Source organism: Mycoplana azooxidifex, assembly GCF_014196765.1.
GTDB classification, from domain to species: domain Bacteria; phylum Pseudomonadota; class Alphaproteobacteria; order Rhizobiales; family Rhizobiaceae; genus Mycoplana; species Mycoplana azooxidifex.
Genome location: NZ_JACIEE010000006.1, coordinates 401,211 through 426,992 on the forward strand (window position 1 = coordinate 401,211; position 25,782 = coordinate 426,992).

A 25,782-nucleotide genomic window follows, 5' to 3' on the forward strand; every position below is an offset into this window, starting at 1 on the left:
GGGGGGCTTTCCTCCACCAGTTCGACAAGGAGGCCTCCGCATGACCACCCCCGCCGTCGAAACCCGCCGGGGCACGTCTCCCGTCATCCTCGGCTTCCCGCATACCGGCACGGAGGTCCCCGCCGAGATCCGGGCGCGCCTCAACGACACCGGCAAGATCCTCGCCGATACCGACTGGCACATCCACGATCTCTATGACGGCCTGCTCGACGATGCGACGACCGTCCGCGCCACCTTTCACCGCTACGTCATCGACGCCAATCGCGACCCGGCGGGCGGGAGCCTCTATCCCGGCCAGAACACCACCGGCCTCGTGCCGGAGACCGATTTCGACGGAAACGCGATCTGGAACGACGGGCAGGCACCGACGAGCGAGGACATCGCGGCAAGGCTCCGCGCCTTCCATGCGCCCTATCACGCAGCGCTCAGGGCCGAGATCGAGCGGGTGAAGTCCATCCACGGCATCGCCGTTGTCTACGATTGCCACTCGATCCGCTCGCACGTCCCCTTCCTCTTCGAAGGCAAACTGCCGGACCTCAATATCGGCACCGACATGGGCAGGACCTGCGCGCCGGAAATCGAAGCGGCGGCTGTCGAAGTCGCAACGGGCGCCGAAGGTTACACCAGCATCCTCAACGGCCGCTTCAAGGGTGGCTGGACGACGCGGCACTACGGAAAGCCGGAAACGGGCGTCCATGTCATCCAGATGGAACTGGCCCAGTCGACCCATCTTTCGACGGAAGCGCCGCCCTTCGCCTACGACACGGCCAAGGCGGAGCGGCTTCGCCGCCCCCTCGAAACCATTCTCAGGCGGATCGAACGGATCGCGCCTGACCTCAAACTCTGAGCCGGAGGAAACCATGACCAATCCCCGACACAATATCCGCGACGTCCGCGCTCCGCGGGGCAATGAGTTGAACGCCAAGAGCTGGCTGACCGAAGCGCCGTTGCGCATGCTGATGAACAACCTTGACCCCGACGTCGCCGAGAATCCGCACGAGTTGGTCGTCTATGGCGGCATCGGGCGGGCGGCGCGCACCTGGGCCGATTTCGACCGGATCGTCGCGACGCTGAAGGACCTGAACGAGGACGAAACCCTGCTCGTCCAGTCCGGCAAGCCGGTCGGCGTGTTCCGCACCCACAAGGATGCGCCGCGCGTGCTGATCGCCAACTCCAACCTCGTGCCGCACTGGGCCACCTGGGATCATTTCAACGAATTGGACAAGAAGGGCCTTGCCATGTACGGCCAGATGACGGCCGGCTCGTGGATCTATATCGGCACGCAGGGCATCGTGCAGGGAACCTACGAAACCTTTGTCGAGGCCGGCCGCCAGCATTATGGCGGCAACCTCAGGGGCAAGTGGATCCTCACCGGCGGCCTCGGCGGCATGGGCGGCGCGCAACCGCTCGCCGCCGTCATGGCCGGCGCCTGCTGCCTTGCAGTCGAATGCGACGAGACACGCATCGATTTCCGCCTGCGCACCCGCTATGTCGACGAGAAGGCGACGACGCTGGACGAGGCGCTCGAAATGATCGACCGCTGGACGAAGGCCGGTGAGGCGAAGTCCGTCGGCCTGGTCGGCAATGCGGCCGAGATCTTTCCCGAGCTGGTCCGCCGCATGAAGGCCGGCGGTCCGCGACCCGACATCGTCACCGACCAGACCTCCGCGCACGATCCGTTGAACGGCTACCTGCCGATCGGCTGGAGCGTGGAGGAGGCGAAGACCAGGCGCGAGAGCGATCCGAAGGCGGTCGAAGCCGCGGCGCGCGCCTCGATGAGAACCCATGTGGAAGCCATGGTCGCCTTCTGGGATGCCGGCGTGCCGACGCTCGATTACGGCAACAACATCCGCCAGGTCGCCAAGGACGAGGGACTGGAGACCGCCTTCGCCTTTCCCGGCTTCGTGCCGGCCTATATCCGCCCGCTGTTCTGCCGCGGCATCGGCCCGTTCCGCTGGGCGGCCCTTTCCGGCAATCCCGAGGACATCTACAAGACCGACGCCAAGGTGAAGGAGCTCCTGCCCGACAACAAGCACCTGCACAACTGGCTCGACATGGCGAGGGAGCGCATCGCCTTCCAGGGCCTGCCCGCCCGCATCTGCTGGGTCGGCCTCGGCGATCGCCACAAGTTGGGCCTCGCCTTCAACGAAATGGTCCGCACCGGCGTGCTTTCGGCCCCGATCGTGATCGGTCGCGACCATCTCGACTCGGGCTCGGTCGCTTCGCCCAACCGCGAGACGGAAGCGATGCAGGACGACTCGGATGCCGTCTCCGACTGGCCGCTGCTGAATGCTCTGCTGAACACCGCATCGGGCGCCACCTGGGTTTCGCTGCATCACGGCGGCGGCGTCGGCATGGGTTTTTCGCAGCATTCCGGCATGGTGATCTGCTGCGACGGTTCTGAAGACGCCGACCGGCGGCTGGAACGCGTCTTGTGGAACGACCCGGCCACCGGCGTCATGCGCCACGCCGATGCGGGCTACGACATCGCGCTGGACTGCGCCAGGGAGAAGGACCTGAGGCTGCCGGGCATACTTGGGAACTGATTGGGTCATGCGCCAGCCGGAACCGAAAATCCTCGCCAGCGCCCGCCATCGCCGCATGCCGTGGAAGAACGGCGGCGGGGAGACGGTGGAGGTGGCCGTATTCCCGGAAGACAGCGACCTTGCCGGCTTCGGCTGGCGGGTGAGCATGGCAACGGTTGCGAGCGACGGGCCCTTCTCGCTTTTTCCCGGCATCGACCGGACGCTCGCGCTCCTCTCCGGCCAAGGCATGGAACTGGAGATCGAGGGCATGGGGCGGCATTTGCTGGTGCCGGAAAGCACTCCCCTGCCCTTTCCGGCCGACGCGCAGACATCGGCGCGACTGACCGGCGGCGCGATCACCGACCTGAACGTGATGACGCGACGTGGGCTGTTCCGCCACACGCTCCGGCGCATTCGGCCCGGATCGGGGCCGAAGCTGGATACAGTCCACGACTGGACCCTCGTGCTCGCCCTTGCGGATCTGGCGATCGTGGCCGCGGGCACGCCGTTCAGGCTGGGGACGCTGGACGTGCTTCTCATGGAAGGCCGGCGCGAAGCCGTCATCGACTGCCCCGGAGGCGATGCCTACCTGATCGGCATCGACAGGGTCTGACCGAGGGCTTTCGACCTGACCTGGTTTCCGGGCTTGGCTCCCGGGCTTGTCGGCCGGATGCGACGGCGCTACACCGGCGCATCCACAGATGGGAGACGTAAGATGAGACACCGGCAGTTCGGACGCACCGCCTTCACCACCACCGATATCGGTTTCGGCGCCTGGCAGATCGGCGGCGCCTGGGGCGACGTCAGCGAGGCGGACGGGCGCGCGGCGCTCAATGCCGCGCTCGACGCCGGCATGACCTTCATCGACACCGCCGACGTCTATGGCGACGGCCGCTCGGAGAAGATCATCGCCGACGTCCTGAAGGCGCGTGGCGGCAAGCGGCCGATGGTGGCGACCAAGGCGGGCCGCCGCCTGTCGCCGCACACCGCCGAGGGCTACACCAAGGCTAATCTCGAAGGCTTCATCGATCGCAGCTTGGCGAACCTGCAGGTGGACCGGCTGGACCTCGTCCAGCTCCATTGCCCGCCGACCGAGGTGTTCTACCGGCCCGAGGTGTTCGAGGGGCTGGAGGAGATCAAGGCTTCCGGCAAGATCGCCGACTACGGCGTCAGCGTGTCGACGGTCGAGGAAGGGCTGAAGGCGATCGAGTATCCGGGCGTCGTCAGCATCCAGATCATCTTCAACATCTTTCGGCAGCGCCCGGCGCACCTGTTCTTCAAGGAGGCGCAGCGCAGGAACGTCGCGGTGATCGCCCGCGTACCGCTCGCAAGCGGCCTGCTGTCGGGCAAGATCACCCGGGACACCGCGTTTGCGGCCGACGATCACCGCGCCTTCAACCGCCACGGCGAAGCCTTCGACGTGGGCGAGACCTTCGCCGGCGTCCCCTTCGAGGTGGGGCTGCAGGCGGTCGAGGAAGTCCGCAAGCTGGTGCCGGCCGGCACCGGCATGGCCGCCTTCGCGCTCCGGTGGATCCTCATGAACGAGGCGGTCAGCGTCGTCATCCCCGGAGCCCGCAATGCGGCGCAGGCCGAGGCCAATGCGAAGGCCGCCGATCTGGCGCCGCTTTCCGCCGAGGTGATGGCTGCGACCGCCGACATCTACGACCGGCTCGTGGCGCCGCACGTCCACCAGCGCTGGTAGGCGCACAGCCTCGTTCCCGCCGGGCTCGCCTAGGCGGAGTGCGGGTCCGGCGCTGCAAGGCGCATAAACGTGAATGATATTCGCTATCATGCCTATCTATTTCGTTTATACTTTGCGCAGCGCTAGGCTCGCCTCGCCCGTTCATAAGAGCACTGGGAAAAGGGGAACGACCATGAACATGAGCATTGCCGCGCTGGCGCTTGCCGCAGCCAGCCTTCTCGCCACGACAGCGTCGGCCGAGACATTGAAGATCGGCACGGAGGGCGCCTATCCGCCCTTCAACTACCAGGAAGCCTCCGGCAAGCTCGCCGGCTTCGACGTCGACATCGGCCTTGCGCTCTGCGAGAAGATGAAGGTCGAATGCGAGGTCGTATCGCAGGACTGGGACGGCATCATTCCGGGCCTGCAGGCGAAGAAATACGACATGATCATCGCCTCGATGTTCATCACCGACGAGCGCAAGAAGCAGGTCTCCTTCACCGACCCCTACTATCTCGCCGCCATGACCCATGCCGCACCCAAGGGTGCCGGCATCACCGACTTCACCAACGAGGGCATGAAGGGCAAGGCGATCGGCGCCCAGTCCGGCACGACCCAGGCGGACTATGTCGCAGCCGTCTATCCCGATGCCGACATCAAGCTCTATCCGACCCAGGACGAGGTCAATCTCGACATGGCCAACGGCCGACTGGACCTGCAGGTGGGCGACATGATCCCGCTGCTCGACTGGGTGACGAAGAACGAGGACGGCAAGGGCTGCTGCGAACTGATCGGCGATCCGATCACCGACAAGAAATTCGTCGGCGAGGGCGTCGGCATTGCCGTGCGCCAGGACGACAACACCCTGCGTGAGCGGATCAACCAGGCGCTCAAGGATATCCGCGCCGACGGCACCTACCAGAAGATCAACGAAAAATACTTCACGATCGACGTCTATACGATGAAATAGAGCCCGCCTCGGGCCGCCATCCTCCGCCTTCATGGGGAGGATGGCCGCCTTGCGGCCGCAACCGTCCCGGTTCGCTGTCCCCATGCCGACCAACCGCCTCGAACGCTTCGCCCACAATCTCGACTGGAACCTGCTTCGCACCTTCATCGTGGTGGTCGAGGAAGGCAGCATCACGCGGGCGGCCAACCGGCTCCTGCTGCAGCAGCCGGCCGTCAGCATGGCCTTGAAGCGGCTGGAGCAGACGGTCGGCCACAAGCTGATCGACCGCCGGCCGGGGCGGTTCGAACTGACGGAAGCCGGCGAACGGCTGCATGCACTCTGCCGCGACATCTTCACCGCCGTCGTGCGCCTGCCGGAAGCGATGGAGCCGACCGGCCACGACGTCACCGGCCACATCACCATCCACACCGTCAGCCATGCGCTGAACCCGGACTGGGACCGGGCGCTTGCCGCCTTCTTCCGGCTGCACCCGCGCGTCACGGCGGGCGTGAAGGTGGAGACGACCTCCGACGTGATCAGATCGGTCGAACGCGGCATTGCCACGCTCGGCATCTCCGACGGCATCATCCCCGCGGGCCTCTCCTGCGCGCCGTTCTGCATCGAGACCTATGCGCTCTACTGCGGCCGCGACCATCGGCTGTTCGGCATCGATGGCGTGGGCCTCGAGGCCCTGCGCGGCGAGCCCTATGTCAGCTTCATTTCCGACGTGCTCGGCGGGCCGCACATGGGGCCGGTCACGGCCGTGCGCGCGGTGGGCTCGTTCGGCCAGCAAGTCCGCGCGATCGCCTTCAACGTCGAGGAGGTGCTGCGACTGGTGATCGCCAATGCCGGCATCGGCATGCTGCCTGTGCATCTCGCCCGTCCGGCCCTGCCGGCCGGGGAACTGTGGCAACTGCCGCCCTACCGCGACCTGCCGGAGACGGAGACCTTCCGCATCACCAACCCGGGCGCGGCCCTCAACCCGGCCGAGCGCGCCTTCCTGGCGCACATGGCGAACGTGCAGCCGTTCCGGCACCCGGCGTCATAAACCCAATCGATAACCGCCTTCATTCCTATAAATTTGAACGGGGGTCCAGGCTCGCGTAGATCAGGTCCGACACAACCGGCCGGACGTCCGGCGACCTTGCAGGCAGAGGGACCAGGAACATGCAGCACCATGACGTAGCCATCATCGGCGGCGGGATAGCCGGCCTGTCGCTGGCCTCTTTCCTGGCGCCGCATCGCTCTGTCGCCGTGCTGGAGCGGGAGGCGGCGAACGGATACCACAGCACCGGGCGCTCGGCGGCCGAGTTCACGCTGCGCGACAACGCCCCGGTCGTGAACGCCCTTGCCCGCATCAGCCACGCCTTCATGGCGCAGCCGCCGGAAGGGTTTGCCACCGCCCCTTTGCTGACGGCCCGCGGCAGCCTCTGGATCGGCGCTACCGGCAAGGAGGACGCCGTGGAGCGCGCCCGGCTGAAGGCTGCGGCCGCTGGCGTCGCCGTCGTGCCGCTCACCGTCGATGAAGCCGTCCGCCACGTGCCCTTCCTCGATCCCGCCTATCTCGGCGCCGCCTATTTCGACCCCGACTACTGGGACATCGACGTGGACCAATTGCTGCAGGGCTATGCCCGCTTCGCCCGGCGGGCGGGGGCGGAGCTGATATCCGGCGCCGAGCTCCTGCGCGCGCGCCACGACGGCCGGAGATGGATCGTCGAAACCTCGGCGGGTGCGATCTCGGCCGACATCCTCGTCAATGCGGCGGGCGGCTGGGCGGACACGGTTGCCGCGTTGTGCGGCGTGGCTCCGGCCAGCATCGTCCCGCACCGGCGGACCGCCATTACGGTCGACCTGCCGGCGGAGATCGACGCGGCCGCGCTGCCGGAGATCAACGAAATCGACGACACCTACTATTTCAAACCGGATGCCGGCCGCCTGCTGGTCTCGCCGGCCGACGAAACGCCCTGCGAGCCCGCCGACGTGCAGCCGGAGGAGCTCGACGTCGCCTATGCCGCCCACTATCTCGAGGAGGCGACGACGCTGAAGATCGGCCGCATCGCCAGCAGCTGGGCCGGCATGCGCAGCTTCTCCGCCGACCGCCTGCCCGTCATCGGCCCGGCCAGGGACAATGCCGCCTTCTTCTGGCTCGCCGGTCAGGGCGGCTACGGCATCCTGACCTCGCCCGCTCTCGGCCAGCTCGCGGCCGCCCTGATCGCCGGCATGCCGCCTGCTGATGTCTTCGCGCGGGAGGGTGTCGATCCGGCAGTCTTCTCGCCCCTGCGCTTAGATTGAGGTCAGGCAGGCGGCAAGCCGACCAGGGCCTTGGCCGAAAATGAGACGGACTGGTAAATGCGAAGGGGCGCCGAAGCGCCCCTTTCTTATTTCTGTTCGATCGCCTGTCCCTCGGGACCTGCCGCCGACGGCAGGCGGGTGACCTCGCGGTCCTTCCACCAGCGCGACAGGAACAGCAGGATCGGGCCGCCGATGTAGATCGACGAGGACGTGGCGACGATGACACCGAAGATCATCGGCCAGGCGAACGGCTTGACCGTGTCGCCGCCCCAGATCGCCATCGGCAGCAGCGAAACGGCAACCGCGACCGAAGTGAAGATGCATCGCATGATCACCTGGTTGATCGACAGGTCGATCAGGTCGGAGAACGGCATCGACTTGTACTTGCGCAGGTTCTCGCGCATGCGGTCGTAGACGACGACCTTGTCGTTGACCGAGTAGCCGATCAGCGTCAGCACGGCTGCGATTGCCGTCAGGTTGAAGTCGATCTGCATCAGCGCGAAGAAGCCGATCATCTTGGTGATGTCGAGGATCAGCGTCGCAATCGCGCCGACGGCGAAGTGCCATTCGAAGCGCCACCAGATGTAGGCCAGGATCGCGAGCATGCCGAGGCCGACGGCGATGAAGCCGGAGCGGGCAAGCTCGGTGCTCACCGTAGGGCCGACGACTTCGGTGCGTTCGAAGCTGGCGTCCGGGATGACGTCCACGACGCCCTGGCGGATCTGGTTCAAGGCTGCGGTCTGCGCCGCCTCGCTGCCGGGCTGCCGCTGGACGCGGATCAGGACCGAGGACCCGTGGCCGAACTCCTGCAGCGCCACTTCGCCGAGGTTCAGACCCTCCAGCTCTTCGCGCAGCGTGCCAAGATCGATCGGCGTCTTCGAGGTTGCCTCGACCTGGATGCCGCCGACGAAGTCGATGCCATAGTTGAGGCCTGGCTTGAGGAAGAGGATGATCGAGCTTATCGAAAGGACAGCCGATACGCCGATCGCAATGTAGCGGCCGCGCATGAACGAGAAGCTCGGAATGCTGCGCACCGCGCCGAAGAGCGAATGGATCTCGATCTTCTTCATCTTGCGGCGAACGACCGCATCGCGCATCAGAAGGCGGACGACGGTGATCGAGGTGAACATCGAGATCGCGAGACCGATGATCATGGTGATCGCGAAACCGCGCACAGGGCCGCTGCCGAACATGAACAGCAGTATCATGCCGACCATCGTCGTCATGTTGCCGTCGACGATCGTCGCGTAGGCCTTGTTGAAGCCGACGTCGAGCGCCTTCATCGCGCCCGAACCGGCGGCGGTCTCCTCCCGGATACGGGCGTTGATGAGGATGTTGGCGTCCACCGCCATGCCGATGCCGAGGATGATGCCGGCGATGCCGGGGAGCGTCAGCGTCGAGCCGAGCAGGCCGAGGATACCGATCGTCATGATCGTGTGCAGGATCAGGCCGACGACGGCGATGAGACCCCAGGCGCTGTAGAGGCCGACCATCAGCGCGACGACGAAGGCGAGACCGGCAAGACCGGTGTAGAGGCCCATGCGGATCGAGTCGCTGCCGAGGTTCGGGCCGACGGTGCGCTCCTCGATGATGGTGAGCGGAGCCGGCAGGGCGCCCGATCGCAGCAGCGCGGAGAGGACCGTCGCCTCCTGCGGGGTGAAGTTGCCGCTGATCTGCCCCTGCCCACCGAGGATGGGCTCGCGGATAACGGGCGCCGTCAGCACCTTGCCGTCGAGGACGATGGCGAAGGGACGACCGACATTTGCCTTGGTGATCTCGCCGAACTGGCGCGCGCCGGTGGTGTCGAAGGTGAACGAGACGATCGGCTCGTTGGTGCGCTGGTCGAAACCGGCCTTGGCATCGGCGAGACGGTCGCCCGAGATCGCCACGCGATCCTCGACCGCGTATTTCTGGCCGTCGTTCGCGCCGGGCAGGATCGACACGCCGCGCGGCGGCACGCTGTTCGGGTCGACGGACGCATCCAGCATGTGGAAACTCATCTGCGCGGTCGAGCCGAGAAGTTGGCGAAGCCGGGTCGGGTCCTGCAGACCGGGCAGCTGGACGAGGATGCGGTCGCCGCCCACGCGCTGGATCAGCGGCTCTGCGACACCGACCTGGTCGACGCGGCGGCGGATGATCTCGAGGCTCTGGTCGACGGCCGCGGTCATGCGGTCGGCAACGCCGGCCTCGGTCAGCGTCACGCCGACGGTGTCTCCCTGCTGCTGGACGTCGATGTCGGCAGCGGTCGCCCCGAAGCCGAGCGTGCCGGCGGGGGCTGCGAGTTTACGGATCTCCGGCAGGATCTTGTCGCGCGCTTCCGGCGTCGAGGGGGTCACCACGATGGTGTTGCCGTTCAGCCGGGCGGCCGAGGCACGCTCGCCGGCGGTTCGCAGGATGCCACGGACGTCGTTGAGCAGGACGTCCATGCGCGCCTTGGTGAGCGCGGCGGAATCGACCTCGAGCACGAGGTGCGAGCCGCCCTTGAGGTCGAGGCCGAGCGTTACGGGCTTGGCCGGCAGGAAGCTGCCGAAGCGCTCGAGCTGCGACGACGTCAGGATGTTGGGGACGGCGGTGAGGACGCCGAAGATGATGATGACGAGATAGGCCGCGAGGGCCCATTTGGATGTGCGCATGGAAAAGTCCGCTTCAGGTGCGAGGGAGCGTCGGGTCGGGGCCGCGAGGCTCGGGTATCGTCGGAAATGCGGCGCGCAGTCGCGCCGGAGGCGGCCCCAGGGGCCGTCAGAGAACGCCTTGCGGGGGCGCCCGCCCGTCAAAATGATGCCTGGGTGCTGCCGCATGGACAGCCTCGTCCGGCAACTGGCGGCTTGCGACTTCGGTAAGCTCCGTCGCCGGCGCCGGCCGGCTGGACAGCGGAAGGCCGAATTCCGGCCACGGGTTGCCGCCGCCGGACGCCTTTGCCTTGGCGGCACGCCGTTCGGTGGCGCTTGCCGTCACATGCCAGCTATCGTTGCCGCTCGATCCGCCGCCGGCGGAAAGCGGGCGCGTGCCAGCGTTGCCGGAAGCCTTGTCGGCCGCCGTGCGCGATACCGCCGGATCGGCGGCGGAGCGGACGGAAACCTTGCGTTCGAGGGTGACGAACTGGCCGACGACGAGTGCGAGCATGAGCAGGAACGCACCGAGGAAACCCCGCTGCCGCTCCGTCACGCCGCTCAATTGTCCAACCGTCATGGCCCTCGCCCGTTGAAGCTCCGGCACCGGGCCGAAGCACCGTGCCAAGAACCATCGGTGCTGCGTCAAGTCAACCCCGACGGCCGAGAATGCATGCGGGACAGGCATTCCTGCCTGTGCCGCAAACCGATGCGTGCAGACCGCAACCCCTGCCCTGCCAGCCGAGCCGGGCTGCCCTGTCAGGATCCTCCCCTTGGCCGGGAATTGCAAGGCGCGCCGGTCGCCACGGCCTGCTGCATGCAGCGCGGGGACCGCCCGCCGGCACTGTTACACGCGGGTCACCTTGGCGACGTAGCGTCCCGTCACGGCCAACGATTCCCCGGAGGCAGGTCCGCATGATCGACGAGCGCCAAGACGAGGACCGCCCCGGCAGCTCGGCATTCGACGATGCGTCCGCCCGCCGGCGGTTCTCCACCATCCTCGCCGGGCTTGCCGACGATCAGGCGCGCGAGCGCATCAGCGTCGGCGACCTTCTCGCAGCCATGGGCGACCGTGCCTTCGGCGCGCTGATGCTGATCTTCGCGCTGCCCAACATCCTGCCGACGCCGCCGGGAACCTCGGCGATCCTGGGCGCCCCGCTCGTCGTGCTCGCCGCCCAGATGACGCTCGGGCTGAAGCCATGGCTGCCGAAGATCATTGCCGGACGGTCGATGACGACGAGGGACTTCGCCACCATCGTCGGCCGCCTGATGCCGCTGCTCGTGCGCGCCGAGCGGCTGCTGCGCCCAAGGCTTTCCTTCCTGGCCGTGCCGCCGGCGGAATATGCGGTCGGCGCGGTCTGCTTCGTCCTCGCCGTCGTGCTGTTCCTGCCGATGCCGCTCGGCAACATCCTGCCGGCGCTGGCGATTTCCCTCGCCGCCTTCGGCATCCTGGAGCGCGACGGGATCTGGGTCATCGCCGGCCTCGTCTGCGCCGTCGTCGCCCTGGCCGTGGTGGGCGGGGCCGTCGTTGCCGCCACGCTCGCCTTCATGCTGGTGGTACAGCATTTCCTGCTCTGAGCGGGCGGAGCCTTACAGTTCGTGCACGGTGACGTCGGGGCAAGCCTGCCGCGCGATGTCGCGCAGGTGCTGGTGGTGCGTCAGGTAAACGACCTGCCCGACCGTCGCCATCTCCGCCATCAGCCGGAAGGCGTTGAAGGCGCGGCCGTCGTCGAAGGTCTCCATGATGTCGTCGGCGACGAAGGGCAGGATCTCACGGTTCGCCGCCACCTCGTGGTAGCCTGCGACGCGCAGCGCCAGGTAGAGCTGGAACCGCGTTCCCTTGGAGAGCTCGCGCGCGAGCTTCGATCCGCCCGCGGCCGCGGCCGCGACGAGGATCTCCTGGTCCTTCTCCACCACCGTGGCGAGCCCCGCATATTCGCCGCCGCTGATCGTGCGGAAGGCGTCCGAGGCGTGGCGCATCATGGCGCTGCGATGCCGCTCCCGGTAGAGCCGCAGCGCCGCCTCCGCCGCCTGGATGCCGGCGCGCGTGGCGAGATAGCCCCTCGCCCGCTCGGCCAGATCGACGATCAGCGTCCGCCGCCGCTCCTCGATCGCCGCAACCGTTCCGTCCGCGCCGATGGCGGCCAGCGCATCGGCGGCCTTGATCCTTGCTGCATGCGCCTCGCGCACTTCTGCGTCCTGGTCCTCGTGCAGGGCACGCAGCCGCTCGCGCTCGGCGCGCAGTTCGGCTTCGTCGGTTCCCGCAAGCGCCGCCTCGGCCTCGTCGGCAGTGGCGGTCAGCATGGCGCGCGCAAGGTCGAAGGCGATCTCGTCGGCACGCCGGCGCAGGTCGTCGCGCTCGCGCAGCTTCTCCAGCACGCGCGCGGCATCCGCCAGCGTATCGCAGCCGAGTGCTGTGCAGATGTCGCCCGCCTGCCGCCGGTGCACCGCCAGCCGGTCGCCGAGGTCGCGGCTTTCCGCCTCCAGCCGCTCCAGGTCGCCTCGAAGACTCTCGCCACGGGCCTCGACGTCGCGGGCACGCTGCAGCCGTTCGCCTACGCGCTGCAACAGCGCCAGCGGATCGTCGGCCTGCTCGCCGAGCCTTTCGGCAATATCTGCGGCGATGCGCCGAAAATCGGCCTCGTCACGGCGCATGCCCTCGATCCGGCGGTCGAGTTCGCGCCGTGCGTCCACCAGGCGGGCAATGTCGTGGATCGCCGGCAGCAGCGCGCCGGCGCGCGCCGTATCGGAGGCGATCCCGGTGGTCGCGAGCCAGGTGCCGTCGCAGGCCGCGTCCCAATCCGTCTGCCATGCCGCGAAGGCCGCCTCGGCCGAAACCCGGCCCGCCTCTCGCTCGCTGTGCCTGGCTTCCGCCGCAGTCATCGCCGTCCGCGCGTTGCGCCCGCCGGCGATGGCCTCACCGAGGGCGGCAGCGCGGTCGTCGGCGCTCAGCAGCAGCTCTTCGAGGGCGGTCGCGGAGATATCCGCAGGTGCTGCCCGTTCCAGCGCCGACGACAGCCGGCCGGCACTCTCCGCCGCCTCCTGCTTCGTTGCGGACAGGGCGGCGCGACGCCCGGCCAGAAGATCGGCGGCGGCGAGCGCATCGCGCCACTGCTCCACGGCGCGCTCGACGCCCTCGAGCTCCGCAAGCGCGCCTGCAAGCCAGGCCGCGGCAGGCTCGCCATCCGATTCCGTCAGTGCCTCTGCCTTCGGGGTCGATGCCGCGGCACCCAGCGAGACGGCTGCGAGGCCTGAAGTGGAAGACCTTCCCCGGCCGCCTGCCATCGCGTTCCGGCCGGTCGCGGCTGCGGCGGTTCCCGGCCCGAGCAGGTCTGAAAGAGTCCTGATCCGGTCGTCCAGCCCGGCACGGTCCTCGGCCGCGCGTTCGAGGTCGGCCTCGAGCGTCTCCAGCCGCGCCTCGTTGGCGGCGAGCGCACGCTCGGTCAGGCGGAGCTCCGACAGTTGCCCCGCCTGCGCCAGTCGCTGGTCGGCGGCGTGATCGCCCTTGCGGAGCAGGCCTTCGAAGCGCTCGGCCGTCCCCGCATCGAGCGCTACCCGGTGCGCCTGCCACGCCTCGTCGCGCGCGCGGCGCAAGGCGCTCGCCTCGTCGTCGCCGACCAGCGTCTCGCTCCGGCGCATGCGCTCCAGGCCTGCGCGCTGGCCCGCAAGTTCACGGACGAGATCGCGCGCCTGCGCCTCCATCTTCTCCGCAGCCTCGGCATGGCGGCGAACGGCGGCCTTGAGGCTTTCGACGGCGTCCCGCCCGGGGATATCCGCCGCCCGCAGGGCTTCGACATCGTCGGCCCATCCGAGGCGGTCGAGCGCTGCTGCCAGCGCCGCCTGCGCGGTCGACACCTCGCGCTCCCCGTCCCGCAGCCTGCTCGCAAGGGCGTTGGAGCGCAGGGTCCGGACCAGCGTCACCAGGCGGTCGCGGGTCTCCGCAGAATTGTCCTCGTCCCCGGCGTCCCCCAATGCGACCAACGCGGCCGCCGCGGCTTGCCGGGTGCTTCTGGCCTCCTCTTCCTCGCGCCGTGCCGCCAGCAGCCGCTCGTCCAGCCCGGAGCGCGCGGCGACCAGCGCCGAGAGCGTCGTGGCGCGATCGGGCGACAGCACGAGATCGGCGGCGTCGGTGCCGGCCGGCAGGGCGATGCGGGCGAGCTTCCCGGCAATTTCGTCCTCCAGCCGATCACGCTCGGCGATGCGGCCGGCGAGATCCATGCCGGCGGTGCGGTAGCGCGCCTCCAGCGATGAGCCGGCGAGTGCTGCGATGTCCGCCTCCACGTCGCGGATCGCCGGGTCGCCTGCCAGCGCGTCCAGCGCCTCTTGCCGCTGTTGGCTCTCAGCGGCGATCCGCTCGTTGCGGGCGGCGAGTTCGGCTTCCTCGCGCATCAGGCCGGCGACGAGGCCGCTCCATTCCTTCGGCGGCGCGTCTCCGGGGTCAAAGGCTGCAAGCTGTGTGCGCACGCCGCGAAGCCGCTCCAGCAGCGGGATCGCCGCCAACCGGCGCTCCAGCGCATCGATGCCCGCCCCGGTCCCGGCGCGGGCGCTCAAAGCCTCGTCGTAGCGGACGGTGGAGGCCTCCAGCTGGCGCGTCAGGCTGCCATAGTCGCGCGCGGCAACGTCGAGCGCCCGGCGCTCCTCGCGCAGCGCCTCCATCTCCGACTTCAGCGCCGCCAGTTCGTGCTTGCGCGCCTGCGGGCGGAAGAAGGCGTCGGCTTCGGCCTTCATTCTCTCCAGCCCGGTCGCGATCCCCGAGAGGCCGGAACTGGCGGAAAACAGCAGCGCGCCGAGTTCCCCCTCGCTCTTCAGGATGCCCTCACCGCCCCGCTCGATGCTCTCGTCGTCGAGCGAGAACATCATCTGGTAGGCCTGCCGGTCCATGCCGCCGAGAACCGCCGCAAAGAGCGTATCCGGCAGCACCCGCTCGTCGGGATCGACGAGCGAACCCTGCCGGCGCTTCAGCCGCACCACCTCGTGGCGCTCGTCGCCGATCGTCACGTCCGCGCCAATCCGCATGGTCGGATGGGGATGCAGGAAATTGTAGGCGCTGTGCAGCTCGATGCCGAAGAGCAGGTCGAGATAGGCCGAGAACAGCGTGGACTTGCCGGCCTCGTTGGGACCGTAGACGAGATGGAAATCCGGCACGCCGGCGCGCGCAGTACCGAAATCGAGGCTCCTGTCGGTGAACTTGCCGTAGCGTGCGAGATCGAGGCGATTGAGACGCATCAGCCGCGATCCCCTTCCCGTTCGGCATCGAGCCTGGGGACGACCTCGGATGCCCCGCGCAAGGCAGCCTCAGAAAGCAACGCGTCCTCCTCCGCTTCGTCGGTCCCGAGCAGGTCGCGGACCTCGCGGGGCAATTGCGACATCAATGCCGACAGCGTCTCGCGCAGTTCCGCGCGGTAGGCATGCGAGGCCAGCACGTCCTGCTCCATGATGGCGGCGAGCTCGGCGAGCGCGCCGAGATCGTCCTGCCGGCCCGCCTGCGCTGCCGGGCGAACCTCCAGTTCCACCGTCTCGATCCAGCAGGCGCCCACGCCCTCGGCTATCGCTTGCAGTTCGGCGGCCAGCAGGTCGCGGTCGCGCCGCAGCCGCCAGGCGAGCGGGGTCGCCCCGCAAAGCGCGACGCGGCAGACGATCTGGTCGGCCGACACCTCTTGCCTGGCCTGCTCCAGCGCGGTGCGGACGGCGCCCAGCATCGACGCCCAGTCCTCGATACCGGCGAGATCGACCGAGAGACGCTGGAATGCCGCGACCGCCAGGAAATGCTCCTCAAGCCCGAACGCGCCATCATCGCCGACGGTCACGAGCGTGACGGACTTCGACCCGGCCTCGTTGATGTCGCGCCCCTGCGGAATGCCGGGCATGACGATCGGCGGGTGCTGGCTGTGAACCGCGCGCTGGTGGATGTGGCCGAGTGCCCAGTAGTCGAAGCCATGGGCAAGCAGATCGGCAACGCCGGCAGGGGCATAGTTGTCATGCCGGCTGGAGCCGGCGAGGCTCGTATGCAGCATGCCGATGTTGACGGCGTCGGCAACCGGCGGCTTGTAGCCCGGAAGCAGGCTTGTCGGTGCGTGCGGCTGGCCGAAGCTGATGCCATGCATATGCACTTCCCGGCCGTTGCCGAGCGTCCCCGCCCTGACGGGGCGGCCGCGGCCGTCGAAGACATGGACGTTCGGCGGGAAAGTCAGTTCGCGCGTGATCTGCGACTGCGCATCATGGTTGCCGCGGATGATGAAGGCGCGGATGCCGGCGGCCTCGAGCCTTCGCATCTGGGCTGCGAGAAACAGCGCCGTCGCCATCGACGTCTGCCCGCCGTCGTAGAGATCGCCCGCGACCAGGAGCGCATCGACCTCCTCGGTGATCGCAAGATCGACGATGCGCTCGAAGACCCGGCGCGAGGCGCCGCGCACGAGGTCCGCCAGGTCGCCATTGCGCAGGGCAAGCGAAGCGATCGGCGAATCCAGATGCAGATCGGCGGTATGCAGGAAGCGGAAAGGCATGACCGACCTTTCCGCGCGCGGGCACCCCGGTCAATGCTCTTTCATGCCATCTTCGCGCTTATTCACCAGTGAATTGCGGCAGGCCATTGAAGAAAGCACAATGATTGTTCAATAAATGGAGCCGGTTCTCAAAAATAACCGTCAAATCTTTTGACATGGTACCTCACTATAACTATATTGGACCTCATGACCGATACGCTCGAAATCGCCCAGGGCATGTTCAAGATCTATCACCAGGTAAGCCGCCTGGTGAATGAATGCATGATGGACGAAGGCGTGTCGCTCGCCCGCAGCAAATTCCTGTTCCTGCTGTCCTGCGAGGGCCCCCAGCGCTCGACAGATATTGCCGCCGCACTCGGCTTCGCGCCGCGCACGGTCACGGAAGCGATCGACGGGCTGGAGCGCGACAAGCTGGTCGTGCGTGAGCCGGATCCGAAGGACCGTCGCGCCAAGATCGTGTCGATCACCGAGACCGGGCTTGCCGTCATGAACGCGGCGATGGAGCCCAAGCACAAGATCGTCAAGGCCATCTTCGAAGTGCTGGATGAGGAGCAGAAGGCCCAGCTCGCCGAAATCCTGCAATGCCTCAGCGCGCAGACGCAGGAGCTCCAGCGGGCACGCGACGAGGCCGAGGAGCTTCCCGGTCGCCAGGCAATCTGATCCCGCGGGATCACGGCTGTCGCCAGCCGGAGCGTCTCACGAAACTCCACTCCTTCCGTCACCCCGGACCTGATCCGGGGTCTAGCTTCGTCGCGTCTGCGGCGCGGGAAATGCTTTATCGCGCAAGGACTTGCGCGGGCTGGATACCGGCTCGGGGGCCGGTATGACGGGAGTGCTGGTAGCGGCCTATCCGAGGACATGGACGCCGAGACAAGGCTTCGTCACAAACCGGAAAGGCCGGAAGCAGTGCTCCCGGCCGTTGGCTTTTCATGTCCGCGCCATCACATGGCGTTGACGGGACCGATGCTGAAGAACAGCGTCTCGCCGGAGGAGTCGTCGACGCCGTCGTTGTCGGTCACGACATAGCCGTTGCCGGCGGCGTCGATGGTGAAGCCCTCGACCTTGTCGACGACGTAACCGTTCAGCGCCTTCAGGTCGGGGATGAGGTCGCGGACCTCTTCCTTCTTCACCGTCGGCAGCGTCTCACCGAGCTTGCCCGGCTTCAGGTCGGCAAGCGCCACGCGGTAGAGCTTCTTCAGCTTGGCATCCTTGCCGAGAAGATTGTCGCGCTCGACGATATAGGCATAGTCGCCGTTGACGGTGATCTCGGACAGGCCGACCCAGCCGGCTTCAGCCTTTTCCAGCGGATAGCGGACGGCACCCCATTCCTCGGACGAAGGCTTGTAGGAGACGAGCTTGACGAAGCCCTTCTCGTCGTCCTTCCACTCGCGCTGAACAGCCATCCACAGCACCGTGTCGTCACCCTCGCCGACCGCGGTGATGCCTTCGAAGCCGTAGCGGATCTCGCCGGCGCGCAGTTCGGCCGGGATCGCGATCTCCTGCTTGATCTCGCCCTTCTTGTTCACGTGCAGGATCGCATGGGCGTAGAGCTTGTCGGAATTGCCCTCGGAAGCGAGCCAGAAACCGCCCTCCCCGTCAATGGCGACACCCTCGATGTCGAGCTTCTGCGCCGGAGCGCCGTCGCGGGTGATGCTGAGCTTTTCGGTGATCAGCGCCGGCTTCTGGGTGGCATCGATCGTGAAGATCGCCGGATCCGAGGAATAGACCGAGTCGCTGACGGCAAAGAGCTTGCCGGGTTCGTCCTTCGCCGCGGCAAGACCGGACAGGGCGCCGAAGCCGACAGGCAAGCCGTCCTTGTCGGCGGACTTGATCTGCGGATAGGCAGCGGTGCCTTCGGCCCGCTCGTAGATCATGACATGCGAGCGCGCCAGGCCATCCTCGCCGAGATCGGTCTCGTTTGCAGTCACCAGCAGGTTGCGAGCGGGGATCGCGACGGCACCCTCGGGGCCGATCCCCGACGGAAGGAGCTGCAGCAGTTCCGGCTCGGCGCCGGTATCCTTGTAGACGCCGACAATCGATGCGCGCTCGGCCAGCACGAAGAAGAGGTTGTCTTCGCCGAAGGTCGCAGCCTCCAGGCCTTCCGGCTCGACGCCCTTGGAATTGCGCTTGTCGGGATAGTGGCCGATCGAGGCGATCGCATATTCGAGCGACGGGCCGCTCTCATAGGCAACCTTGCCGGTCTTGTCGAAGATGGTGAAGCCGCGGCTGCCGCCTTCCCAGTCGCCTTCGTTGGCCACCACCAGACGGTCGTCGTCCAGCCACTTCACGGCGTCGGGCTCCCGCTTCTGGCCTTCCTTCTTGCCGGTGAAGGCAATCCGGCCGTCCTTCTTGGTGTCGATCTTGTCCAGGTCGACGGCGCCTGCGGAGAAATGCGTCTTCACCGTGCCGGTCTTGCCGTCGAGGATGACGATATGGTTGTTTTCCTGCAGCGTCAGGGCAATCTCGTCCTGGCCGTTGAAGGAGACGAATTCCGGTTCCGGATCGTCGCCGGCGATATCGGCAAGCCCCGTCAGCGCGACATGATTGACGGTCGCGCAGTCCGGCGCGCCATCCTTGATAGAGACGAGCACGAGGTCGCCTGCCGGCATCTGCGGGATCGCGCCGTCGTTCACCTCTTCGTCGCGCTCATTCTCGATCGCGATGGCGGCGATCGTCTTGTCCTTGTTGAGCGCGATCGAATCCGGCTGCCCGCCGAGGTCGCAGGTCGTCTCGATCTTCTTCGTGGCGATATCGACGACCGCCAGGAGGCCCGACGGCTTGACGAAGCTCTCACGGGTGTTGACGGCGACCAGCGCCTTGCCGCCGACGACGGTGACCGAGGTCGGCTCGCCTTCGAAGGAGACGGTGCCGGCGGCCTTCGGCGCCTTCGCGTCGGTGATGTCGATGAAGCCGATCGCCTTCAGCGGGCTGTCGGAATAGACGAGCGTGTTGCCGTCCTCGGTCGCTGCTATGATCTCGGAGGACGTCGCCGTCTTCGGATCGGTGCCGTCCGGCAGGTTGCCGGCGACGGCAAAGGAAGCAATACGATTGAAGACGGGCTCGGCGTGGGCCGCTGTCGCGACCGAAGCGGCCAGGACGGCCGCGAGGCCGGCAATGATGGAACGGGATTTCATCTGATCCTCCAGAGTGTGCGTCAAGGAATGCCGGGGTTGTGGTCCCCGCCCGTTACAACACGATGACGATCAGATGACAGATTGACGACAGTCCCCGACAACGAAAAAGGGCCCGGAGACCGGGCCCTTTCTCTATCGGCATGACGCCGAAGCGATCGCTGAAGGATCAGCTGTTGACGGCGTCCTTCAGGCCCTTACCGGCCGAGAACTTCGGCACGTTGCGGGCCGGAATGTCGATCTCTGCGCCGGTCGAAAGGTTGCGGCCCTTCGATGCCTCGCGGCGGGAGACGGAGAAATTGCCGAAACCGACGAGGCGGATGTCGCCACCGCTCTTCAGTTCGCCCTGGATCGTCTCGAATACAGCATCGACAGCCGATGCCGCATCCGTCTTCGACAGGCCGGACTTCTCTGCAACTGCGGAGACGAGTTCGTTCTTGTTCATGTTTCCACCCCTTTCATACGGTTCGAAACGACTCAATACAAGTCGAGGGCAGAATACGCATCGACCCTTCCGCCGCAACCGGATTTCGCCTGAAAATGCTGAAACTCCGGGCTTTTCACAGGCTTTTTCGACAAAAAAGAGGCCGGCATTACTGCCGGCCTCCCGAAACTTCCAAGATGGAGGGAATTTCTTCCTAGCTGTCGACCGTCAATGGGCCACGGCCAAGCCGGTTTCGTCGGTCGATTCGACCGCGACCGGCTTTGTCTCGACCGCCGTCGCATCCCATTCGATCGGCTCCGGCGTGCGGACGAGCGCGTGCTGGATCACCTCGCCCATGCGCGAGACCGGGATGATCTCCATGTTGTTCTTCACGTTGTCCGGAATGTCGGCCAGGTCCTTGGCGTTCTCTTCCGGGATCAGCACCTTCTTGATGCCGCCGCGAAGGGCCGCGAGCAGCTTTTCCTTCAGGCCGCCGATCGGGAGAACCCGACCGCGCAGGGTCACCTCACCCGTCATCGCCACATCCTTCCTGACCGGAATGCCGGTCATGATGGAGACGATGGCGGTCGCCATGGCGATACCGGCCGACGGACCGTCCTTCGGCGTCGCACCTTCCGGCACGTGCACGTGGATGTCGGTCTTGTCGAAGCGCGGCGGCTCGATGCCGAAATCGATGGCGCGCGAGCGGACATAGGATGCCGCCGCCGAAATCGATTCCTTCATGACGTCCTTCAGGTTGCCCGTGACCGTCATGCGGCCCTTGCCACCCGGAAGGCTGACGCCTTCGATCGTCAGCAGCTCGCCGCCGACCTCGGTCCAGGCAAGCCCGGTGACCACTCCGACCTGGTCGTCGCGTTCGGCCTCGCCGTGGCGGAAGCGTGGAACACCCAGGTAGTCATGGATGTTGTCCGCCGTCACCTCGACCTTGGTCGCCTTGCCCTTGATGATCTCGGTGACCGCCTTGCGGGCTAGCTTCATCAGCTCGCGCTCGAAGTTACGGACACCGGCCTCGCGGGTGTACTGCTGGATCACCGCCATCAGCGCGCCGTCGGTCACGGAGAATTCCTTCTCCTGCAGCGCATGGTCGCGGATCGCCTTGGGCAGCAGGTGACGCTTGGCGATCTCCCGCTTCTCGTCCTCGGTGTAGCCGGCGATGCGGATCACTTCCATGCGGTCCATCAGGGGCGCAGGGATGTTCAGCGTATTCGCCGTCGTCACGAACATCACGTTCGACAGGTCGTATTCGACCTCGAGGTAATGGTCCATGAAGGTCGAGTTCTGTTCCGGATCGAGCACCTCCAGCAGGGCCGAGGACGGATCGCCACGGAAATCCATGCCCATCTTGTCGATCTCGTCGAACAGGAAGAGCGGGTTGGACTTCTTCGCCTTCTTCATCGACTGGATGACCTTGCCGGGCATCGAGCCGATATAGGTGCGGCGATGACCGCGGATCTCGGCCTCGTCGCGCACGCCGCCCAGCGCCATGCGGACGTATTCACGCCCCGTGGCCTTGGCGATCGACTTCGCAAGCGAGGTCTTGCCGACGCCGGGAGGGCCGACGAGGCACAGAATCGGTCCCTTGATCTTGTTGGACCGGGCCTGCACGGCGAGATACTCGACGATGCGCTCCTTGACCTTGTCCAGGCCGAAATGGTCCTCTTCTAGGATCTTCTCGGCATTGTTAAGGTCGGTCTTGATCTTCGACTTCTTGTTCCACGGAATGCCGGTCAGCCAGTCGAGATAGTTGCGCACGACAGTGGCCTCGGCCGACATCGGGCTCATCTGCCGCAGCTTCTTCAGTTCGGCGTCCGCCTTTTCGCGGGCCTCCTTGGAGAGCTTGGCCTTGGCGATCTTTTCTTCCAGTTCGGCCATCTCGTCGCGGCCGTCCTCGCCGTCGCCGAGCTCCTTCTGGATCGCCTTCATCTGTTCGTTCAGGTAGTACTCGCGCTGGGTCTTCTCCATCTGGCGCTTGACGCGCGAGCGGATGCGCTTTTCGACCTGCAGGACGGAGATCTCGCCTTCCATGAAGCCGAGCGCCTTTTCGAGGCGCAGCTTGACGCTGGTCGTCTCGAGCATCTCCTGCTTCTCGACGATCTTGATGGACAGGTGCGAGGCGACCGTGTCGGCCAGCTTCGAGTAGTCCTCGATCTGGCTTGCGGCACCGACCACTTCGGGAGAAATCTTCTTGTTGAGCTTTACGTAGTTCTCGAACTCGGAGACCACGGAGCGCGACAGGGCCTCGACCTCGACCGGATCCTCTTCGGGTTCCGGCAGGACGTGGGCCAGTGCCTCGTAGTAGTCGTCACGCCCGGTGTAGCTCTCGATTTCGGCGCGCGCACGGCCCTCGACCAGCACCTTCACGGTACCGTCGGGCAGCTTGAGAAGCTGCAGCACGTTTGCGACCGTGCCGACCTTGTAGATCGCATCGGGTTCCGGATCGTCGTCGCCGGCATTGATCTGGGTGGCAAGCATGATCTGCTTGTCGGTGCCCATCACTTCCTCGAGCGCGCGAATGGACTTCTCGCGGCCGACGAACAGCGGCACGATCATATGCGGGAACACCACTATGTCGCGCAGCGGCAGCACCGGGAATGCCGTGTTCTCTTGCGCGCCAGACGTTTTCTTCGTCATGTCATGTCCTTTCCAACTTCCCGTCGCCGGGAGCTGATGCCGGTGCGCCCTGTTGCGCTGATCCGGCTAACTTTCTTCCACCCACAAGTGGACTTCGATTAACCACTTTTCAACCCCGGGCGCCCCGAGCCACCCCGTGGCCCTTGCCCGGACGCCTCACCCAGGGGAAGCCACATTAGGCCCCGCCCCTGTCGCGAAGCTTGCCTGTCGCGTGCCGCGCGCCGGGCCTTGGCCAGTAACTTTCTGAAATCCTGATCGATTTCCGGCGTCCCGTACCGTCTGCCAGGATGCCGTCCGCGGTTGCCGGCATCCCGGCGCGTAGAAGGATTGCGCCAGTCAAGCAACAGGCGCAGCCATGCCATGCCATATTGCCGCATCACGCATGCGGCCATTCCTGCTGCCGATCCCGAATGCCTGCGTGCCGGAAATGGCGGCTGCAGCCGGGACCTGCGACGAGAGGACCCGCCGATGGCGGATCCCCGTGAGTGAAATACCGGTCAGGCCGAAACGTTCGCCTTTTCCTCGGTCCGGTCGGAGTAGATGTAGAGCGGGCGGGCAGAACCCTTGACGACCTCGTCGGAGATGACGACTTCGCGCACGCCTTCCAGCGTCGGCAGCTCGAACATGGTGTCGAGCAGGATCTTCTCCATGATCGAGCGCAGGCCGCGCGCGCCGGTCTTGCGGATGATGGCGCGCTTGGCGATCTCGCGCAGCGCGTCCTCGTGGAAGCTCAGTTCCACGTCTTCCATCTCGAACAGGCGCTGATACTGCTTGACGAGCGCGTTCTTCGGCTCCGACAGGATCTGGATCAGCGCGTCCTCGTCCAGGTCCTCGAGCGTCGCCAGAACCGGCAGACGGCCGATGAATTCCGGGATCAGGCCGAACTTGACGAGATCCTCCGGCTCCAGCTCGCGCAGGACTTCGCCGACGCGGCGATCTTCCGGTGCACGCACCATGGCGCCGAAGCCGATCGAGGTCTTCTCGCCGCGGGCGGAGATGATCTTGTCCAGGCCCGCAAACGCGCCGCCGCAGATGAACAGGATGTTGGTCGTGTCGACCTGCAGGAATTCCTGCTGCGGGTGCTTGCGGCCGCCCTGCGGGGGAACCGAAGCGACCGTGCCTTCCATGATCTTCAAGAGCGCCTGCTGCACGCCCTCGCCCGACACGTCGCGGGTGATCGATGGGTTGTCGGACTTGCGCGAGATCTTGTCGACCTCGTCGATGTAGACGATGCCGCGCTGGGCGCGCTCGACGTTGTAGTCGGCGGCCTGCAGGAGCTTGAGGATGATGTTCTCGACGTCCTCGCCGACGTAGCCGGCTTCGGTGAGCGTCGTCGCATCGGCCATGGTGAAGGGAACGTCGATGATGCGGGCGAGCGTCTGGGCGAGATAGGTCTTGCCGCAGCCGGTCGGGCCGACCAGCATGATGTTCGACTTCGCCAGTTCGACGTCGGAGCCCTTGGCGGCGTGCGCCAGGCGCTTGTAGTGGTTGTGCACCGCTACCGACAGGATGCGCTTGGCCTGCTGCTGGCCGATCACGTATTCATCGAGGACCTTGATGATGTCCTGGGGCGTGGGAACGCCGTCGCGGGACTTCACCATCGAGGTCTTGTTCTCCTCGCGGATGATGTCCATGCACAGTTCGACGCATTCATCGCAGATGAACACCGTCGGTCCCGCAATCAGCTTGCGGACTTCGTGCTGGCTCTTGCCGCAGAATGAACAATAGAGAGTGTTCTTCGAGTCGCCGCCGTTGCTGCCGCTGACCTTGCTCATATCACTTTCCTTCCGGCACTTCGCACAAACCACCAGTCTGCGCGGACCACTCAACCCGCCCCGCGGTCCGGCTTTCACGCCGGCCCATCCGGGCCCTTCGGGGTACTGACCGGCCGAAACGATCTCTTTCGACCGGTGGCAACGAAACCCCCACCCAACCGACGACCGGATCACCATATGTGACCACGGCGTGACGGCCATTATTAACGTCTTTGGCGCGCGGATAAAGCCCTTGGACCATTACAAATGCGTCATTGCAAATCCGACCCACGCGCAATCCCCTGCAATCAGCCGTCCTGCGAGCCCTCGACGGCCTCGCGTGTGGTGATGACCTTGTCGACCAGACCCCACTCCAGCGCTTCGTCCGCGCTCATGAAATGGTCGCGATCCAGCGTCTGCTCGACCTCTTCATAGGTGCGGCCGCAGTGCGTGACGTAGATCTCGTTGAGGCGGCGCTTCATCTTGATGATGTCCCTGGCGTGGCGCTCGATGTCGGAGGCCTGGCCCTGGAAGCCGCCGGACGGCTGGTGGACCATGATGCGCGAGTTCGGCGTCGCAAACCGCATGTCCTTGTGGCCGGCGGCGAGCAGCAGCGAGCCCATCGAAGCCGCTTGCCCGATGCAAAGCGTCGACACGGCCGGCTTGATGAACTGCATGGTGTCGTAGATCGCCATGCCGGACGTGACCACGCCGCCCGGGGAATTGATGTAAAGCGCGATTTCCTTCTTCGGGTTTTCGGCCTCGAGGAAGAGAAGCTGCGCGCAGACGAGGGTCGCCACGGAATCTTCCACCGGCCCGGTCAGGAAGATGATGCGTTCCTTCAGCAGACGGGAAAAGATGTCGTAGGAGCGCTCGCCGCGGTTGGTCTGTTCGACAACCATGGGTACGAGCCCCAGGGCGGTATCAACGGGATTTCTCATATCAACCCTTTTCAATGTGCCCGAAACCTTTGCGAAGCGCCGGGAATCAACAGTTCTTCATAGTCCCTACATAGAGTGTCCGGGTGCCCTACTTCAAGACGCGCAGGAACTTTGGGTCAGGTCAATGGCAGATTGGGGTTAACCGGCGAAACCCTTTGACCGATATCCACAGCGCAACGGGCCCGGAGCGTAAAGGAAGAGTGACTTCCGTCGCTTCACCGCACGCAACCGCCGGCCCACCTCCGGTCCCTGTTGCGGGCCCCGTCGCGGGTCCTATCGATTGCCACGCCGCGCGCACGGAGCCATAGTATTGCGGCCATT

Annotated in this window: 18 protein-coding genes; 9 read left to right on the top strand and 9 right to left on the bottom strand. The window is 66.1% G+C overall.

What is annotated here, in order from left to right:
• Positions 1 to 40 precede the first annotated feature (40 nt).
• The 7 genes from hutG (at position 41) to GGQ64_RS16440 (ending at position 7,447) form a co-directional block, all read left to right on the top strand.
• Complete coding sequence (gene hutG / locus GGQ64_RS16410) at positions 41 to 847, top strand: N-formylglutamate deformylase (protein WP_183806246.1); 807 nt, start codon at positions 41 to 43, stop codon at positions 845 to 847.
• A gap of 13 nt (positions 848 to 860) precedes the next feature.
• Complete coding sequence (gene hutU / locus GGQ64_RS16415; RefSeq protein WP_183806248.1) at positions 861 to 2,546, top strand: urocanate hydratase; 1,686 nt, start codon at positions 861 to 863, stop codon at positions 2,544 to 2,546.
• 7 nt (positions 2,547 to 2,553) lie between these two features.
• A complete protein-coding gene (locus tag GGQ64_RS16420) occupies positions 2,554 to 3,138 on the top strand; it encodes a HutD/Ves family protein (RefSeq protein WP_246422697.1) in 585 nt (194 codons plus the stop codon).
• A 102-nt stretch (positions 3,139 to 3,240) separates the two neighbouring features.
• Positions 3,241 to 4,227: an aldo/keto reductase gene (locus GGQ64_RS16425; RefSeq protein ID WP_183806250.1), complete on the top strand. Its 987-nt coding sequence runs from the start codon at positions 3,241 to 3,243 to the stop codon at positions 4,225 to 4,227.
• A gap of 172 nt (positions 4,228 to 4,399) precedes the next feature.
• A complete protein-coding gene (locus GGQ64_RS16430) occupies positions 4,400 to 5,176 on the top strand; it encodes an ABC transporter substrate-binding protein (RefSeq protein ID WP_183806252.1) in 777 nt (258 codons plus the stop codon).
• 82 nt (positions 5,177 to 5,258) lie between these two features.
• Positions 5,259 to 6,203: a LysR family transcriptional regulator gene (locus GGQ64_RS16435; RefSeq protein ID WP_183806254.1), complete on the top strand. Its 945-nt coding sequence runs from the start codon at positions 5,259 to 5,261 to the stop codon at positions 6,201 to 6,203.
• 119 nt (positions 6,204 to 6,322) lie between these two features.
• Positions 6,323 to 7,447 carry an NAD(P)/FAD-dependent oxidoreductase gene (locus GGQ64_RS16440; protein ID WP_183806256.1) on the top strand — a complete coding sequence of 375 codons (1,125 nt, stop codon included), beginning with the start codon at positions 6,323 to 6,325 and terminating at the stop codon, positions 7,445 to 7,447.
• 86 nt (positions 7,448 to 7,533) lie between these two features.
• On the opposite strand, the gene secD is transcribed toward GGQ64_RS16440, so the two are convergent.
• Together secD and GGQ64_RS16450 are read right to left on the bottom strand one after the other, a co-directional pair.
• On the bottom strand, positions 7,534 to 10,080 hold the full coding sequence (gene secD, locus GGQ64_RS16445) for a protein translocase subunit SecD (protein ID WP_183806258.1): 2,547 nt from the start codon (positions 10,078 to 10,080) through the stop codon (positions 7,534 to 7,536).
• 106 nt (positions 10,081 to 10,186) lie between these two features.
• Positions 10,187 to 10,636, bottom strand: coding sequence for a hypothetical protein (locus GGQ64_RS16450; protein WP_183806260.1), 450 nt, complete (start codon positions 10,634 to 10,636; stop codon positions 10,187 to 10,189).
• A gap of 335 nt (positions 10,637 to 10,971) precedes the next feature.
• Here GGQ64_RS16450 and GGQ64_RS16455 point away from each other — a divergent pair, with 335 nt between their 5' ends.
• Entirely contained in the window at positions 10,972 to 11,634 is a 663-nt protein-coding gene (locus GGQ64_RS16455; protein WP_183806262.1) for an exopolysaccharide biosynthesis protein, read from the top strand.
• A gap of 12 nt (positions 11,635 to 11,646) precedes the next feature.
• Here GGQ64_RS16455 and GGQ64_RS16460 read toward each other — a convergent pair whose 3' ends face one another.
• Both GGQ64_RS16460 and GGQ64_RS16465 read right to left on the bottom strand, forming a co-directional pair.
• Complete coding sequence (locus GGQ64_RS16460; protein ID WP_183806264.1) at positions 11,647 to 15,282, bottom strand: ATP-binding protein; 3,636 nt, start codon at positions 15,280 to 15,282, stop codon at positions 11,647 to 11,649.
• Positions 15,282 to 16,559, bottom strand: a complete 1,278-nt coding sequence (locus tag GGQ64_RS16465) for a metallophosphoesterase family protein (RefSeq protein ID WP_183806266.1) — start codon at positions 16,557 to 16,559, stop codon at positions 15,282 to 15,284. Before GGQ64_RS16465 ends, GGQ64_RS16460 begins: the two co-directional genes overlap by 1 nt.
• A 186-nt stretch (positions 16,560 to 16,745) precedes the next feature.
• On the opposite strand from GGQ64_RS16465, the gene GGQ64_RS16470 reads away from it, so the two are divergent.
• Complete coding sequence (locus GGQ64_RS16470) at positions 16,746 to 17,219, top strand: MarR family winged helix-turn-helix transcriptional regulator (protein WP_183806269.1); 474 nt, start codon at positions 16,746 to 16,748, stop codon at positions 17,217 to 17,219.
• Positions 17,220 to 17,500: 281 nt separating this feature from the next.
• Here the strand turns inward: GGQ64_RS16470 and GGQ64_RS16475 are convergent, their stop codons facing one another.
• From GGQ64_RS16475 to GGQ64_RS16495, 5 genes are all read right to left on the bottom strand, one after another.
• Positions 17,501 to 19,693: an esterase-like activity of phytase family protein gene (locus tag GGQ64_RS16475; RefSeq protein WP_183806271.1), complete on the bottom strand. Its 2,193-nt coding sequence runs from the start codon at positions 19,691 to 19,693 to the stop codon at positions 17,501 to 17,503.
• Between the two features lie 166 nt (positions 19,694 to 19,859).
• Complete coding sequence (gene hupB, locus GGQ64_RS16480) at positions 19,860 to 20,135, bottom strand: DNA-binding protein HupB (protein ID WP_183806273.1); 276 nt, start codon at positions 20,133 to 20,135, stop codon at positions 19,860 to 19,862.
• 207 nt (positions 20,136 to 20,342) lie between these two features.
• Complete coding sequence (lon, locus tag GGQ64_RS16485) at positions 20,343 to 22,766, bottom strand: endopeptidase La (protein WP_183806275.1); 2,424 nt, start codon at positions 22,764 to 22,766, stop codon at positions 20,343 to 20,345.
• Positions 22,767 to 23,263: 497 nt separating this feature from the next.
• On the bottom strand, positions 23,264 to 24,541 hold the full coding sequence (clpX, locus tag GGQ64_RS16490) for an ATP-dependent Clp protease ATP-binding subunit ClpX (protein WP_183806277.1): 1,278 nt from the start codon (positions 24,539 to 24,541) through the stop codon (positions 23,264 to 23,266).
• 287 nt (positions 24,542 to 24,828) lie between these two features.
• Complete coding sequence (locus GGQ64_RS16495; protein ID WP_183806279.1) at positions 24,829 to 25,461, bottom strand: ATP-dependent Clp protease proteolytic subunit; 633 nt, start codon at positions 25,459 to 25,461, stop codon at positions 24,829 to 24,831.
• Positions 25,462 to 25,782 lie beyond the last annotated feature (321 nt).